Origin of the sequence: Mycobacterium sp. (genome assembly GCF_032161845.1) — a bacterium.
Classification (GTDB): domain Bacteria; phylum Actinomycetota; class Actinomycetes; order Mycobacteriales; family Mycobacteriaceae; genus Mycobacterium.
Genome location: NZ_JAVRQA010000526.1, coordinates 18321 through 30996 on the forward strand (window position 1 = coordinate 18321; position 12676 = coordinate 30996).

14 protein-coding genes and 1 pseudogene are annotated in these 12676 nt (G+C 66.9%); 11 read left to right on the forward strand and 4 right to left on the reverse strand.

Going from position 1 to position 12676, the window contains the following annotated elements:
• Positions 1 to 102: 102 nt before the first annotated feature.
• The 5 genes from QOD90_RS29090 (at position 103) to QOD90_RS29110 (ending at position 4436) form a co-directional block, all read left to right on the forward strand.
• Positions 103 to 1131 (forward strand): NUDIX hydrolase, encoded by a 1029-nt coding sequence (locus QOD90_RS29090; RefSeq protein WP_526355646.1) that lies wholly within the window; start codon positions 103 to 105, stop codon positions 1129 to 1131.
• A 78-nt stretch (positions 1132 to 1209) separates the two neighbouring features.
• Entirely contained in the window at positions 1210 to 2109 is a 900-nt protein-coding gene (pdxS, locus tag QOD90_RS29095; RefSeq protein WP_526355648.1) for a pyridoxal 5'-phosphate synthase lyase subunit PdxS, read from the forward strand.
• A 7-nt stretch (positions 2110 to 2116) separates the two neighbouring features.
• Complete coding sequence (gene tesB / locus QOD90_RS29100) at positions 2117 to 2962, forward strand: acyl-CoA thioesterase II (RefSeq protein ID WP_526355650.1); 846 nt, start codon at positions 2117 to 2119, stop codon at positions 2960 to 2962.
• Complete coding sequence (gene pdxT / locus QOD90_RS29105) at positions 2959 to 3540, forward strand: pyridoxal 5'-phosphate synthase glutaminase subunit PdxT (RefSeq protein ID WP_526355652.1); 582 nt, start codon at positions 2959 to 2961, stop codon at positions 3538 to 3540. The genes tesB and pdxT overlap by 4 nt, the downstream gene beginning before the upstream one ends.
• Positions 3541 to 3680: 140 nt before the next feature.
• Positions 3681 to 4436 (forward strand): YebC/PmpR family DNA-binding transcriptional regulator, encoded by a 756-nt coding sequence (locus tag QOD90_RS29110; protein WP_526355654.1) that lies wholly within the window; start codon positions 3681 to 3683, stop codon positions 4434 to 4436.
• A gap of 5 nt (positions 4437 to 4441) precedes the next feature.
• Here the strand turns inward: QOD90_RS29110 and QOD90_RS29115 are convergent, their stop codons facing one another.
• Together QOD90_RS29115 and QOD90_RS29120 are read right to left on the reverse strand one after the other, a co-directional pair.
• The gene (locus tag QOD90_RS29115) at positions 4442 to 5104 is read right to left on the reverse strand and encodes an NAD(P)H-binding protein (protein ID WP_526355656.1); all 663 of its coding nucleotides are present in this window, start codon (positions 5102 to 5104) and stop codon (positions 4442 to 4444) included.
• Positions 5104 to 5547, reverse strand: coding sequence for a VOC family protein (locus QOD90_RS29120; protein ID WP_526355658.1), 444 nt, complete (start codon positions 5545 to 5547; stop codon positions 5104 to 5106). Before QOD90_RS29120 ends, QOD90_RS29115 begins: the two co-directional genes overlap by 1 nt.
• A gap of 125 nt (positions 5548 to 5672) precedes the next feature.
• Here QOD90_RS29120 and ruvC point away from each other — a divergent pair, with 125 nt between their 5' ends.
• Genes ruvC through QOD90_RS29140 form a run of 4 tightly spaced genes read left to right on the forward strand, consistent with a single transcriptional unit; the run spans position 5673 to position 8303 of the window.
• Positions 5673 to 6227 carry a crossover junction endodeoxyribonuclease RuvC gene (gene ruvC / locus QOD90_RS29125; protein WP_526355659.1) on the forward strand — a complete coding sequence of 185 codons (555 nt, stop codon included), beginning with the start codon at positions 5673 to 5675 and terminating at the stop codon, positions 6225 to 6227.
• Positions 6224 to 6823: a Holliday junction branch migration protein RuvA gene (gene ruvA, locus QOD90_RS29130; RefSeq protein ID WP_526355661.1), complete on the forward strand. Its 600-nt coding sequence runs from the start codon at positions 6224 to 6226 to the stop codon at positions 6821 to 6823. The genes ruvC and ruvA overlap by 4 nt, the downstream gene beginning before the upstream one ends.
• A 3-nt stretch (positions 6824 to 6826) precedes the next feature.
• On the forward strand, positions 6827 to 7894 hold the full coding sequence (gene ruvB / locus QOD90_RS29135; protein WP_526355663.1) for a Holliday junction branch migration DNA helicase RuvB: 1068 nt from the start codon (positions 6827 to 6829) through the stop codon (positions 7892 to 7894).
• 22 nt (positions 7895 to 7916) lie between these two features.
• Positions 7917 to 8303: a DUF1304 domain-containing protein gene (locus QOD90_RS29140; RefSeq protein ID WP_526355665.1), complete on the forward strand. Its 387-nt coding sequence runs from the start codon at positions 7917 to 7919 to the stop codon at positions 8301 to 8303.
• 32 nt (positions 8304 to 8335) lie between these two features.
• Here QOD90_RS29140 and QOD90_RS29145 read toward each other — a convergent pair.
• Positions 8336 to 9865: pseudogene (locus tag QOD90_RS29145) on the reverse strand (GGDEF domain-containing protein); the annotation flags it as partial.
• Here QOD90_RS29145 and QOD90_RS29150 point away from each other — a divergent pair.
• Entirely contained in the window at positions 9816 to 10505 is a 690-nt protein-coding gene (locus QOD90_RS29150) for a hypothetical protein (protein WP_526355667.1), read from the forward strand. The pseudogene QOD90_RS29145 and the gene QOD90_RS29150 sit on opposite strands and share 50 nt — an antisense overlap.
• Before the next feature lie 13 nt (positions 10506 to 10518).
• On the opposite strand, the gene gabT is transcribed toward QOD90_RS29150, so the two are convergent.
• Positions 10519 to 11859: a 4-aminobutyrate--2-oxoglutarate transaminase gene (gabT, locus tag QOD90_RS29155; protein WP_526355669.1), complete on the reverse strand. Its 1341-nt coding sequence runs from the start codon at positions 11857 to 11859 to the stop codon at positions 10519 to 10521.
• Positions 11860 to 12241: 382 nt separating this feature from the next.
• Here gabT and yajC point away from each other — a divergent pair, with 382 nt between their 5' ends.
• Complete coding sequence (gene yajC / locus QOD90_RS29160) at positions 12242 to 12622, forward strand: preprotein translocase subunit YajC (RefSeq protein WP_526355671.1); 381 nt, start codon at positions 12242 to 12244, stop codon at positions 12620 to 12622.
• The last annotated feature ends 54 nt before the right edge of the window (positions 12623 to 12676 follow it).

Consider the following 12676-nt stretch of genomic DNA (forward strand, 5'->3'; position numbering starts at 1 on the left):
CACCCGGGAGTCCGCCGGAACCCGAAAGCCAGCGGTCAAGGCCAAGAAGGCGGCCCGCGCGAGCAAGAAGACCGACGACAGACAAGCGGCAGGGGAGATGGCGTGATCACCTGGGTCGTCGTCGTCGCGCTGGCCCTTCTGGCGGTGGCCCTGTTCGTCGGCGGCATCTGGGCGTTCCAGACGGCCCATCGACTGGACCGCCTGCACGTCCGGTACGACCTCTCGTGGCAGGCCCTCGACGGGATCCTGGCCCGCCGCGCGGTCGTCGCCCGCGCCGTCGCCACCGACGCCTATGGCAACGGCGCTGCGGGCAGGCAGCTGGCTGCGCTGGCCGATGCCGCCGAGCGCGCGCCACGCACTTCGCGCGAGGCAGCCGAGAACGAGTTGTCCACGGCGCTCGCTGGGGTCGATCCCGCGTCGCTGCCGGTGGCATTGGTGGCCGAGATGGCTGACGCAGAGGCACGTGTGCTGCTGGGACGGCGCTTCCACAACGACGCCGTGCGCGACACCCTCGCGCTGCGCGAACGACCCTTGGTGCGATGGTTGCACCTCGGCGGAACTGCCGTCATGCCAAGCTATTTCGAGATTGCCGAGCGGGCAGCGCAACGCTCCGTCGGCCCGCAGCTGTACAAACGCACGTCGGCCCGCGTCGTCCTGCTCGACGAGCTGGGATTCGTGCTGCTGTTCTGCGGCTCCGATCCGGCGAGCGACACCGCGCCGCGCTGGTGGTTCACCGTGGGTGGCGCGGTCGAGCCGGGCGAGGCCCTTCCCGATGCGGCAGTTCGCGAACTCGCGGAGGAGACGGGTCTGCGCGTCAGTCCGGCCGACCTGGTGGGGCCGGTGTGGAAGCGCGAGGCCGTCTTCGACTTCAACGGCTCGGTGATCCGCAGCGAGGAGATGTTCTTCGTCTACCGGACCGCGCGGTTCGAACCGTCGACGGCGGGCTTCACCCCGCTGGAGAACCGCACCATCCACGGGCACCGGTGGTGCGACGGCGCGACGATCGCGGCGCTGGTGGATGGCGGCGAGACGGTGTACCCACTGCAACTCGGCGAACTGCTCGACGAGGCCAACGCGCTGGTCGCCTCTGGATCAGCAGGGCCGGCACGGGAGCTGCAGTCGATCAGATAGCCCGTTGGACGAGCTGCGGATCGAATCGATTTGGCCCGGCCACTAGACTGTTTCAGTACTGATTTGGAGGAGATAGCCGTGAGTTCTGCCGAAATTTCGCAGACTGGCACCGCGCGCGTCAAGCGCGGCATGGCCGAAATGCTCAAGGGCGGCGTCATCATGGACGTCGTCACACCCGAGCAGGCGCGCATTGCCGAGGGCGCCGGGGCCGTTGCGGTGATGGCACTCGAGCGCGTGCCAGCCGATATCCGCGCGCAGGGCGGAGTGTCGCGGATGAGCGACCCCGACATGATCGAGGGCATCATCTCGGCGGTCACCATCCCGGTGATGGCCAAGGCGCGCATCGGCCACTTCGTTGAGGCGCAGATTCTGCAGAGCCTTGGCGTCGACTACGTCGACGAGTCCGAGGTGCTCACGCCCGCCGACTACGCCAACCACATCGACAAGTGGAAGTTCACCGTGCCGTTCGTCTGCGGTGCGACCAACCTCGGTGAGGCACTGCGACGGCTGACCGAGGGTGCGGCGATGATCCGCTCCAAGGGCGAGGCTGGCACCGGTGACGTCTCGAACGCCACCACCCACATGCGCAAGATCGGCGGCGAGATCCGTCGGTTGACCTCGCTGTCGTCCGACGAGTTGTTCGTCGCGGCAAAGGAACTGCAGGCACCCTACGAGTTGGTCGTCGAGGTGGCGCGGGCCGGCAAGTTGCCCGTGACGTTGTTCACCGCTGGCGGCATCGCCACCCCGGCCGACGCCGCGATGATGATGCAGCTGGGCGCCGAGGGTGTCTTCGTCGGCTCCGGCATCTTCAAGTCGGGTGATCCGGCCGCTCGGGCGGCCGCGATCGTGAAGGCCACCTCCTTCTATGACGACCCCGACGTGCTGGCGAAGGTGTCGCGGGGACTTGGCGAGGCGATGGTCGGCATCAACGTGGAGGACATCGCGCAGCCTCACCGGCTCGCGGAACGCGGCTGGTAGCTCCTCAGTGTCGATCGAAGAGATCCTCGGTCTCGAGCAGCTCGAGGTCAACATCTACCGCGGTGGTGTGTTCAGCCCCGAATCGGGTTTTCTGCAGCGCACCTTCGGCGGCCACGTGGCAGGCCAGTCACTGGTCTCTGCGGTCCGCACGGTGGACCCGAAGTACCAGGTGCACTCGTTGCACGGCTACTTCCTGCGGCCAGGCGATGCCAGGACGCCGACGGTCTACCTGGTGGAGCGGTTGCGGGACGGCGGCTCGTTCGCGACGCGGCGGGTGAATGCGGTACAGCACGGCGAGACGATCTTCTCCATGTCGGCGTCGTTCCAGACCGATCAGAGCGGCATCGAACATCAGGACGCCATGCCCGCGGCGCCCCCGCCCGACGACCTGCCCGGCTTTCGCTCCGGCGGTGCCTTCGACGAAGCCGGGTTCGCCCAGTTCGCGGAATGGGACGTCCGCATCGTCCCGCGTGACAAGGTGGCGATCCTGCCGGGCAAGGCGGCGCAGCAACAGGTGTGGTTCCGCCACAAGGATCCGCTGCCCGACGATCCCGTGCTGCACATCTGCGCACTGGCCTACCTGAGCGACCTGACGCTGCTGGGGTCGGCGCAAGTCAATCACCCCGACGAGCGCAAGCACCTGATGGTGGCGTCGCTGGATCACGCCATGTGGTTCATGCGCCCGTTCCGCGCCGATGAGTGGCTGCTGTATGACCAGTCCTCGCCATCGGCGTGCGGGGGGCGGTCACTGACCGAGGGCAAGCTCTTCAATCGGTACGGCGAAATGGTCGCGTCGGTCATGCAGGAGGGGCTGACCCGATACAACCGCGACTTCACACCGCCCACCACGTGACGGCGCGCGTCGGTGTCCTTGCGCTGCAAGGAGATACCCGAGAGCATCTGGCGGCGTTGGCGGAAGCCGGTGCCGAGGCCGTCACCGTCCGTCGGCGTGCCGAATTGGACTCCGTCGACGCCCTGGTGATTCCCGGTGGCGAGTCGACGACGATGAGCAAGCTGCTGCGCGAATTCGAACTGTTGGAGCCGCTGCGCGCGCGGCTGGCCGATGGGATGCCCGCCTACGGGTCGTGTGCGGGGATGATCCTGCTGGCGACCGAGATCGCCGACGCCGGCGTGCCTGGCCGCGAAGCACTGCCGCTCGGGGCGATCGACATGACCGTGCGGCGCAATGCCTTTGGCAGGCAGGTCGACTCGTTCGAAGGTGATCTCGCGTTCGAGGGGCTCGACGGACCCATGCATGCCGTGTTCATCCGGGCGCCGTGGGTCGAGCGCGTTGGCCCGTCGGTCGAGGTGTTGGCGCGTGCCGCCGGACATCCGGTCGCGGTGCGGCAGGGCCGGACGTTGGCGACGGCGTTCCACCCCGAGATGACCGGCGACCGTCGCGTGCACCACCTGTTCGTCGACTCCCTCTAGCGGTTTGGGCGCGTTCAGCCGCGCTCACCGCGGCCCAACGCGCCGAGATCGCGGGGGGTTGGTCGAGGGTGACCTCGGGTTGGACCAACCGCCACGTAGACTCGTCAAGCGCAGTTCAGGCAAGAAAGAGGTTCTATTCAATGAGCGGCCATTCCAAGTGGGCCACCACCAAGCATCAGAAGGCCGTCAAAGACGCGCGCCGCGGCAAGGAATTCGCGCGGCTGATCAAGAACATCGAAGTGGCGGCCAGGACCGGCGGCGGTGACCCGTCGGGAAATCCGACGTTGTACGACGCCATCCAGAAGGCCAAGAAGACCTCGGTACCCAACGACAACATCGAACGCGCCCGCAAGCGCGGAGGCGGCGAAGAGGCGGGCGGCGCCGACTGGCAGCCCATCACCTATGAGGGCTACGGGCCCAACGGCATCGCAGTGCTGATCGAGTGCCTCACCGACAATCGCAACCGCGCGGCCAGCGAGGTGCGCATCGCGATGACGCGCAACGGCGGCAACATGGCCGATCCTGGCTCGGTGTCCTACCTGTTCACCCGCAAGGGTGTGGTCACGCTGGAGAAGAACGGTCTTTCCGAGGACGACGTGCTCACCGCGGTGCTCGAGGCCGGGGCGGAGGACGTCAACGACCTTGGTGACAGCTTCGAGGTCGTGTCCGAACCCACCGACCTGGTGGCCGTCCGCACGGCGCTGCAGGACGCGGGCATCGACTACGAGTCGGCCGAGGCCGCCTTCCAACCGTCGGTGTCGGTGCCCGTGGACGTCGAGGGTGCGCGCAAGCTGCTCAAGCTCGTCGACGCGCTCGAAGACAGCGATGACGTGCAGGACGTCTGGACCAACGTCGAAATCTCCGACGAGGTCGCGGCTCAACTCGACGAGGACTGAGCGGCTCAACTCCCCAGCGCGGACACCGCATCCGTGATGGGCGTCTCGCCGGAGATCAGCTCGAACGTGACACCGGCGGTCGCCGGTGCATCGAGCAGTGCGGCCAGCATCGCCGCCACGTCGGTGCGCGGAATGCTCCCGCGCCCAGTCGACTCGGCGACGCGCACCAGACCCGTGCCCACTTCGTCGGTCAGCAAGCCCGGCCGCACGATCGTCGAATCCAGACCACCCCTGGACCGCACCGCGTCGTCGGCCGCCGCCTTGGCTGCCAGATATGCGGCGAAGACGGGGTCGCCCGCCTCGTCGAGCGGCCGGTCGTCGGCACCAATGGCGGAGACCATCAGGTAACGGCGCACTCCCGCAGCCTCGGCGGCATCGGCCAAGAGAATGGCGGCATCCCGGTCGACCGTCGACTTCCTGTCGATCCCGCTGCCAGGGCCCGCGCCCGCCGCAAAGACCACCGCGTCCGCACCGCGCAGGAGATCGGTGAGCTCGTCGACTCCTGCGTTCTCCAGATCGAGGACGACGGGCTCGGCACCGGCGCGCCGAAGATCGTCACTCTGCCCCGGGTTGCGGATCAGGCCTGCCACCGAATCGCCGCGATCGGCGAGCAGCCTCTCCAGGATGAGGGCGATCTTCCCGTGTCCGCCTGCGACGACGACGCGCATCATTGGTTCCCTTCCGCCGCGAAGACCTGCGAGTCGTCGGCGAAGGCCTTGAACTCCAAGGCATTTCCCGCGGGATCCCGCAGGAACATCGTCCACTGTTCACCAGCCTGCCCTTCGAAGCGCAGGTACGGGTCGATGACGAACTCGGTGCGGTTGGCGCGCAGTCGCTCGGCGAGTCGGTGGAACTCGGCGACCGACAGCAGCAGGCCGAAATGCGGCACCGGCACGTCGTGGCCGTCGACGGGGTTGTGGGAGCGTGCCGAGCCGCCGGGGGCGAGGTGGGTGACGAGCTGATGCCCTTGCAGATCCCAGTCGACCCACGAATCCGCGCTGCGGCCCTTGGGAAGATTCAGGACGGTGCCGTAGAAGTGGCGTGCGGCATCGAGATCGTCGACGGGAATCGCGAGATGGAAGCGCGGAATGGGAGAGTCGAGAACGGTCACCCTTCCAAGTTATCGCGACGCGTGGCTGACCCAAGGCGTGTCCCTACCCGACGGCGTCGCCGTGGCCGACTAAGGTATCGAACAGTTGTTCGGGAGTCGGGAGCTTTCGTGGTGAGGAAGTCGCAGTGCGGGTGATGGGCGTCGACCCTGGGCTGACGCGATGCGGATTGTCCGTCATCGAGAGCGGCCACGGTCGTCAGGTGATCGCGCTGGACGTCGACGTCGTCCGCACTCCGTCGGATCAGCCGCTGCACAAGCGGCTGTTGACCATCAGCGACACGGTCGAGCACTGGTTGGACACCCACTGCCCGGACGTTCTTGCGATCGAGCGGGTGTTCGCCAATCAGAACGCGAACACGGCGATGGGTACCGCGCAGGCAGGTGGTGTCATCGCCCTCGCCGCCGCCAGACGCGACATCGACGTGCACTTCCACACGCCCAGCGAGGTGAAGGCGGCCGTCACGGGCAACGGACGCGCCGACAAGGCCCAGGTCACCGAGATGGTCACCAGAATCCTTGGGCTACAGACCAAACCGACACCCGCCGACGCAGCGGACGCGTTGGCGCTGGCGATCTGTCACTGCTGGCGGGCCCCGATGATCGCCCGGATGGCCGAAGCCGAGGCGATGGCCGCCGAGCAGCGCCGCAAGTACAAGGCCAAGCTGAAGGCGGCCACATGATCGCGTCGGTCCGCGGTGAGGTCCTCGACATAGCCCTCGATCACGCCGTCATCGAGGCGGCGGGCGTCGGCTACAAGGTCTTGACCACGCCGACGACGTTGGCCACGCTGCGACGCGGCACCGAGGCCAGGCTCATCACCGCGATGATCGTCCGCGAAGACTCGATGACGCTGTACGGGTTCGCCGATGCCGAATCGCGCGACCTCTTCATGACCCTGCTCTCCGTCTCCGGCGTCGGCCCGAAGATCGGGCTGGCCACCCTCGCCGTGTACGACGCCCAGACCCTTCGGCAGGCGCTGGCGGACGGCGATCTCACCGCGCTCACCCGCGTGCCCGGCATCGGCAAGCGTGGGGCCGAGCGCATGGTGCTGGAACTGAGGGACAAGATCGGGACCGTCGTGTCGGCCGGCGGCAAGATCGAAGCCGGTGGGCACGCCGTTCGCGGTCTGGTCGTGGAAGCCCTAGTGGGACTTGGTTTTGCGGTCAAGCAGGCCGAGGAGGCCACCGACAAGGTACTCGCGGAGGACACGGGGGACACGGTGGCGACGACGTCGAGTGCGTTGCGGGCGGCCCTGTCGATGCTCGGGAAGAAGTAGGACGTGGGCCGCTTCGACGAGGACGAACACGAAGACACCACCGATCGCGAGGTGTCGGCCGCACTGACGGTGGGTGAGGGCGATGTCGACGCCAGCCTGCGACCCCGCACGCTCAAGGAGTTCATCGGCCAACCGCGGGTGCGCGAACAGCTTCAGCTGGTCCTCGAGGGCGCCAAGAATCGCGGAGGTACCCCGGATCACATTCTGCTGTCCGGCCCCCCTGGCCTCGGCAAGACCTCGCTGGCCATGATCATCGCCGCCGAACTCGGAACCTCGCTACGCCTCACCTCGGGGCCGGCCCTCGAACGTGCCGGCGACCTTGCCGCCATGCTGTCCAACTTGGTCGAGCACGACGTTTTGTTCATCGACGAGATCCACCGGATCGCCAGACCTGCCGAGGAGATGCTGTACCTCGCCATGGAGGACTTCCGCGTGGACGTCGTGGTGGGAAAGGGCCCTGGGGCGACGTCGATTCCGCTGGAGGTCGCGCCGTTCACCCTGGTCGGCGCAACCACCAGGTCGGGTGCCCTGACGGGCCCGCTCCGCGACCGCTTCGGGTTCACCGCCCACATGGACTTCTACGAACCCGCCGAACTGGAACGGGTCCTGGCCCGCTCGGCGGGAATTCTTGGCATCGAGGTCGGAGCGGATGCCGCCACCGAGATCGCGCGGCGCTCGCGTGGAACGCCACGCATCGCCAACCGGCTGCTGCGTCGGGTCCGCGACTACGCCGAGGTGCGCGCGGACGGCGTCATCACGCGCGACATCGCAAAGGCCGCATTGGCGGTCTACGACGTCGACGAGCTTGGGCTGGACCGCCTCGACCGCGCCGTGCTCTTGGCACTGACCCGCAGTTTCGGCGGTGGTCCCGTCGGGGTGTCGACGCTCGCGGTGGCCGTTGGCGAAGAGGCAACGACCGTCGAAGAGGTGTGCGAACCTTTCCTGGTGCGGGCTGGCATGATCGCCCGCACCCCGCGTGGCCGGGTGGCCACTGGCCAGGCATGGACACATCTGGGCATGACGCCGCCCCCCGGTGTGACGGGCCTGGGGCAACAGGATCTGTTCGAGTAGCTGACGGAATGGGAAACGCGAAATGACTACTGCCGGTGTGATCTTCGCGGCGCTGGCTGCCGTTCTGCACGTCTACATCTGGATACTCGAGTCGTTCCAGTGGACGTCTGCGCGGACCCGCGCGACGTTCGGCACCACACCCGAGGAAGCCGAGACCACCAAGCTCATGGCGTTCAACCAGGGCTTCTACAACCTGTTCTTGGCGGTGGTGACGGCGGTCGGTATCGCGTTCACGATCTCGGGCGGCACCCGCGTCGGCGCCGCCTTGCTCTTCGCCGGAGTCGGATCCATGCTGGCTGCTGCCGCGGTGCTCTTGGCCTCGGCCCCGGACAAGGCGCGATCCGCCGTGGTCCAGGGCGTCTTCCCGTTGGTGGCCGTGGTGTTGCTTGCGATCGGCTTCTCGACGTAGCTCTCACTGGGGCGCCCGACCACGTACACGCGATCGCCGCCCGAACGCTTCGCCCGATACATCGCCCGGTCCGCAGACTCGACCAACGAGTCGACGTGGTTGGGGATTTCGCGACCGACCACTCGAAAGAGCGATGCGCTCGCCACGCCGATGCTGGCGGTCACCCGCGACGGAGCCTGGGCGATGTCGCGTCGGATTCGCTCGGCCAATCCGATGGCGTCCCTGCGGTCACCGGAGAGTGCGACCACGAACTCTTCGCCGCCGACTCGCGCGACGACGGAGTCGCCTCGGCGGATGTGGCGAAGGATCGAGCCGACCGCGACCAGCGTCTGATCGCCAGCCGCGTGTCCAGCGGTGTCGTTGATCCGCTTGAAGTCGTCGAGATCGACCATCACGACCGACAGGTGGGCGGTGCTGTCCCGACTCGACTCGGCGGCCAGGATGCGCACGGATCGTTGGAACGCCCGCCGGTTGGGCAGATCCGTCAGGGGATCGATGTCCGACTTCAACGCATCGATTCCCAGGGTGTGAACCAGCACCTGCACGCAGAACGGCACCGCGAGAATGCCGACGACGAGGATCAGCAAATTGCTCACCGCCAGCGCGAGGTCACCGGCGGCGATCGCCACGGCACACACCAGCGCGGTGCCCATGGCAGTTGCCAGCGTGACCGCCAAGTACCGGCTGGTGTGGAACAACGCCACGTAGCCGGCGAGGGCTGCGAAGGCGGTACAGCCCTGAATGCCCATGCTTGGCGACGCGTCGACGAGGCAGGAGGTGGTGATCGAGAGATTGGCGACGACGACGAAGGTGGCCGACTGATCGCGCGTTGGCCATTTGATCAGCCACAGCAGCGCCATGACCGCGCAAAGAGCCGCGATCACCACCGACAATGCGCGTCCCGCCGGCCCGTGCGGGCCGGCGGGAGTGAACAGCATCAGCACCGGCACCAAACCCAGAGCGACGACGATGGCCGCCATCATGTATCTGGTGAAACGCTGAAGGTTGCGGACGGCAAGGTACGCAGACAGCCATTGATAGTGATCGGGCTGTCGCCACCAACGGCGAATCCACTCCACTTTGCGCGTTTGCCCTTGCCGTTCGTGTGCCAATGCCGCCAGAGCGTGATCTGGCGCGTGACGAAACTCCCCTTGGGTCGGATCGTACAAGAACCTCAAACAGTTTGCTCGGGGTCGGCACGAGTTCCTTCGACGTATTGCTGGCAGGGTCGGGTTCGGCGGTGCACTCCCTGTCAAGCCTTCGATCGCGGTCGTCGGTTCGGGCGAGGAGATCGAACCGTAAGCGTTGCTGTCCGAGCAGCTGGCGATGATCTGACATTGCCAAGCGGATCGCCTACATCGAATATTTGCAGTGGCTCCTTGGCCGGAGCTACGTCCTTGAGCATCGCCAACGTCGAGTAGCTGCCGACGGGATTCGCGCGGGATTTCCAGCGGTGCGGCGTTAGGGCCATCCCGATCCTGGGTATGCGTCGAGCGAATGAGGAGGCTTTCGATGACTCGAGTCGTTTCGGATGAACGCGGTGGCGGCGGCCGGATGCGCATTTCGCGCAGTCGCGGCGCGGCGAGTGGGTTCCTGGTGATTCTGCTGGGCGCGTGGGGTGCATTGGTCCCGTTCCTCGGGCCGATGTTCGACTTCGCGTACAACCCGGATCAGGGCTCGAACTGGAGTGCAACGAGGGGTTGGCTGGAGGTCCTGCCGGGGGTCGTCGCGATCATCGGGGGACTTCTTCTAGTGCGCTCTCGCAATCGGGCGACGGGGATGCTCGGCGGATGGCTCAGCGTCATCGCGGGTGCATGGTTCGTCGTGGGTCGCGTGATGGCCACGACGCTGACCATCGGCGAGATCGGTCGCCCCGTTGCGGGCACCGATACGAAGGCGGCGTGGCTAGAGCTCACCTACTTCTATGGCCTTGGTGCGGTGATCCTCTTCTTCGGCGCGATGGCACTCGGCCGCCTGTCGGTGCGTAGCGTGCGCGACGTCGACTATGCCCAGCGCACGGTGACGACCCAACGCGACGGCGACGTGGTCGAGGGTCGGACCGGTGTGGTGGCCGAACCCGGCACCGGGCCGGCCCACGAGCAACCGGCGGATCAGCAGACGTTGGAGGAGGAGCGCCCGCGGCGGACGTGGCGCAACCCACTGCGCAGCCGTCGCGACACCCGCACCCCCGTGAGTCGCTAGCGGTTCACCACCGCTAGAGATCCTTGAGGACCAGGGCGAGAACGTCGAGGCCCTCTTCGAGGAGTTCGTCGCTGATGGTCAGCGGGGGGAGGAACCGGAGCACGTTGCCAAAGGTGCCGCAGGACAACACGATTACGCCCGCGGCGTGTGCGCCCGCGCACAGCGCCTTCGTCAGGTCGGCATCGGGTTCGGTGGTGCCGGACTTGACCAACTCGACCGCGATCATGGCACCGCGGCCGCGGACGTCGCCAATGCGGTCGTCGTCGGCCTGAAGTCGGCCAAGCCGCTCCTTCATGAACGACTCGATCTCGCGAGCGCGGGCCACCATGCCGTCGGCCTCGATGGTTTCGATGGTCGCCAGAGCCGCCGCGCACGCGATCGGGTTTCCGCCGTAGGTTCCGCCCAGCCCGCCGACGTGGGGCGCGTCCATGATCTCGGCGCGGCCCGTCACTCCGGCCAATGGCAACCCGTCGGCGATGCCCTTGGCGGTGACGATGAGGTCGGGATCGATGCCGTCGTGCTCACACGCGAACATCGCACCCGTGCGGGCGAACCCGGACTGCACTTCGTCGGCGATGAAGACCACGCCGTTCTTGCGGCACCAATCGAGCAGAGTCGGAAGGAAGCCCTCGGCGGGAACGATGAACCCGCCCTCACCCTGGACCGGTTCGATGATCACGGCGGCCAGGTTGTCGGCGCCCACCTGCTTGTCGATCACGCTCAGCGCCCGCTTGGCGGCCAGCTCACCGTCGGTGGCGAGTTCCTTTCCGAATTCCGCGTCGCGGAACGGATAGGACATCGGTGCGCGGTAGACCTCGGGCGCGAACGGTCCGAAACCGTGCTTGTAGGGCATCGACTTGGCGGTCAGGGCCATCGTGAGGTTGGTGCGACCGTGGTACGCGTGGTCGAACGCGACGACCGCCTGCTTGCGGGTGAAGGTGCGGGCAATCTTGATGGCGTTCTCGACGGCCTCGGACCCCGAGTTGAACAGGGCCGACCGGGTCTCACCCTTGATCGGAGTGAGGCGGTTCAGGTGCTCGCAGACCGCGACGTAGCCCTCATACGGGGTCACCATGAAGCAGGTATGGGTGAACTCGGCCACCTGCGCCGAGACCGCCTCGACGACACGGGGCGAGGCGTTGCCGATCGTGGTGACCGCGATGCCGGAGCCTAGGTCGATGAGTCGGTTGCCGTCGACGTCCTCGACGATGCCGCCGCCTGCGCGCGCCGCGTAGACCTGCATGGTGTTGCCGACGCCGCGTGCGACTGCGCCTGTCTTGCGGGCGATCAGCGCCGAGGACTTGGGGCCGGGGATCGCGGTGGCGAGATGGCGGCTTTGTTCGATGGTGCTCACGTCGTGACTCCTGCGAAGGGTTGGCCGTGGAAGAGGAGAGGAAGCGGGGAAGAGGGCGCCGGAACGTCCCGTCAGAGCCTAGTCGCCGCGGCAGGCGAGGCGAACGGAAACGTCGGCTTGAGGCGGCAAGACGGCGGATTACGAACCTGCGCAGCCAGATCCCCTACGCTTTCGGTCGCGGTCGTCGTTGCGGGCCGGGGCGACGCCCACGGGCCCGTGGCCTACCAAGCGATTAGTGATGCTAACGGCCTTGACTTCGAGGTGGGGCCGGTCGGCGATCAGCCGCAGTGATGGCACACTGGTCCGGAGACGAGACCCCCGAGCGACCGCATCCGGCCCGGGGCGTCATCACCGAAATAACGATACGAAAGTCAGAGTTGCCATGGATCTCGCCATCTTCGTACCCCTGCTCGTGATCATGGGCGCGTTCATGTTCTTCGCGTCTCGGCGTCAGAAGAAGGCCATGCAGGCGACGATCAATCTGCACGACTCACTGGCCGTCGGCGACGAGATCATGACGACCGCGGGCCTCTTCGGCACCATCACCGACGTCGCTGACTCGAAGGTCGACGTCGAGCTGGCACCTGGCGTCGTCGTCACCATGCTCAAGGTGGCCGTCAAGGAAGTCGTGTCCGACGATGAGGACCTCGACGACGACGAATACGAGGACGACGCCGACGAGGCTTCGACGGCGCAGGAACTCGACTCTCCGAGCACCGGGACCGAGGTCAAGGCCGACCCGGACCGGCTCACCAAAGACTGACGGCGGGGCACACAGCGCAACCCCGTACTCTTTGCGGGTTGACGTACCGATCTG

Bases quoted from the DNA above. Each gene is read 5' to 3' on its own strand.
- QOD90_RS29150 (WP_526355667.1), top strand. From the start codon at position 9,816: ATGACTCGAGTCGTTTCGGATGAACGCGGTGGCGGCGGCCGGATGCGC.
- yajC (WP_526355671.1), top strand. From the start codon at position 12,242: ATGGATCTCGCCATCTTCGTACCCCTGCTCGTGATCATGGGCGCGTTC.
- QOD90_RS29110 (WP_526355654.1), top strand. From the start codon at position 3,681: ATGAGCGGCCATTCCAAGTGGGCCACCACCAAGCATCAGAAGGCCGTC.
- QOD90_RS29115 (WP_526355656.1), bottom strand. From the start codon at position 5,104: ATGCGCGTCGTCGTCGCAGGCGGACACGGGAAGATCGCCCTCATCCTG.
- ruvA (WP_526355661.1), top strand. From the start codon at position 6,224: ATGATCGCGTCGGTCCGCGGTGAGGTCCTCGACATAGCCCTCGATCAC.
- QOD90_RS29140 (WP_526355665.1), top strand. From the start codon at position 7,917: ATGACTACTGCCGGTGTGATCTTCGCGGCGCTGGCTGCCGTTCTGCAC.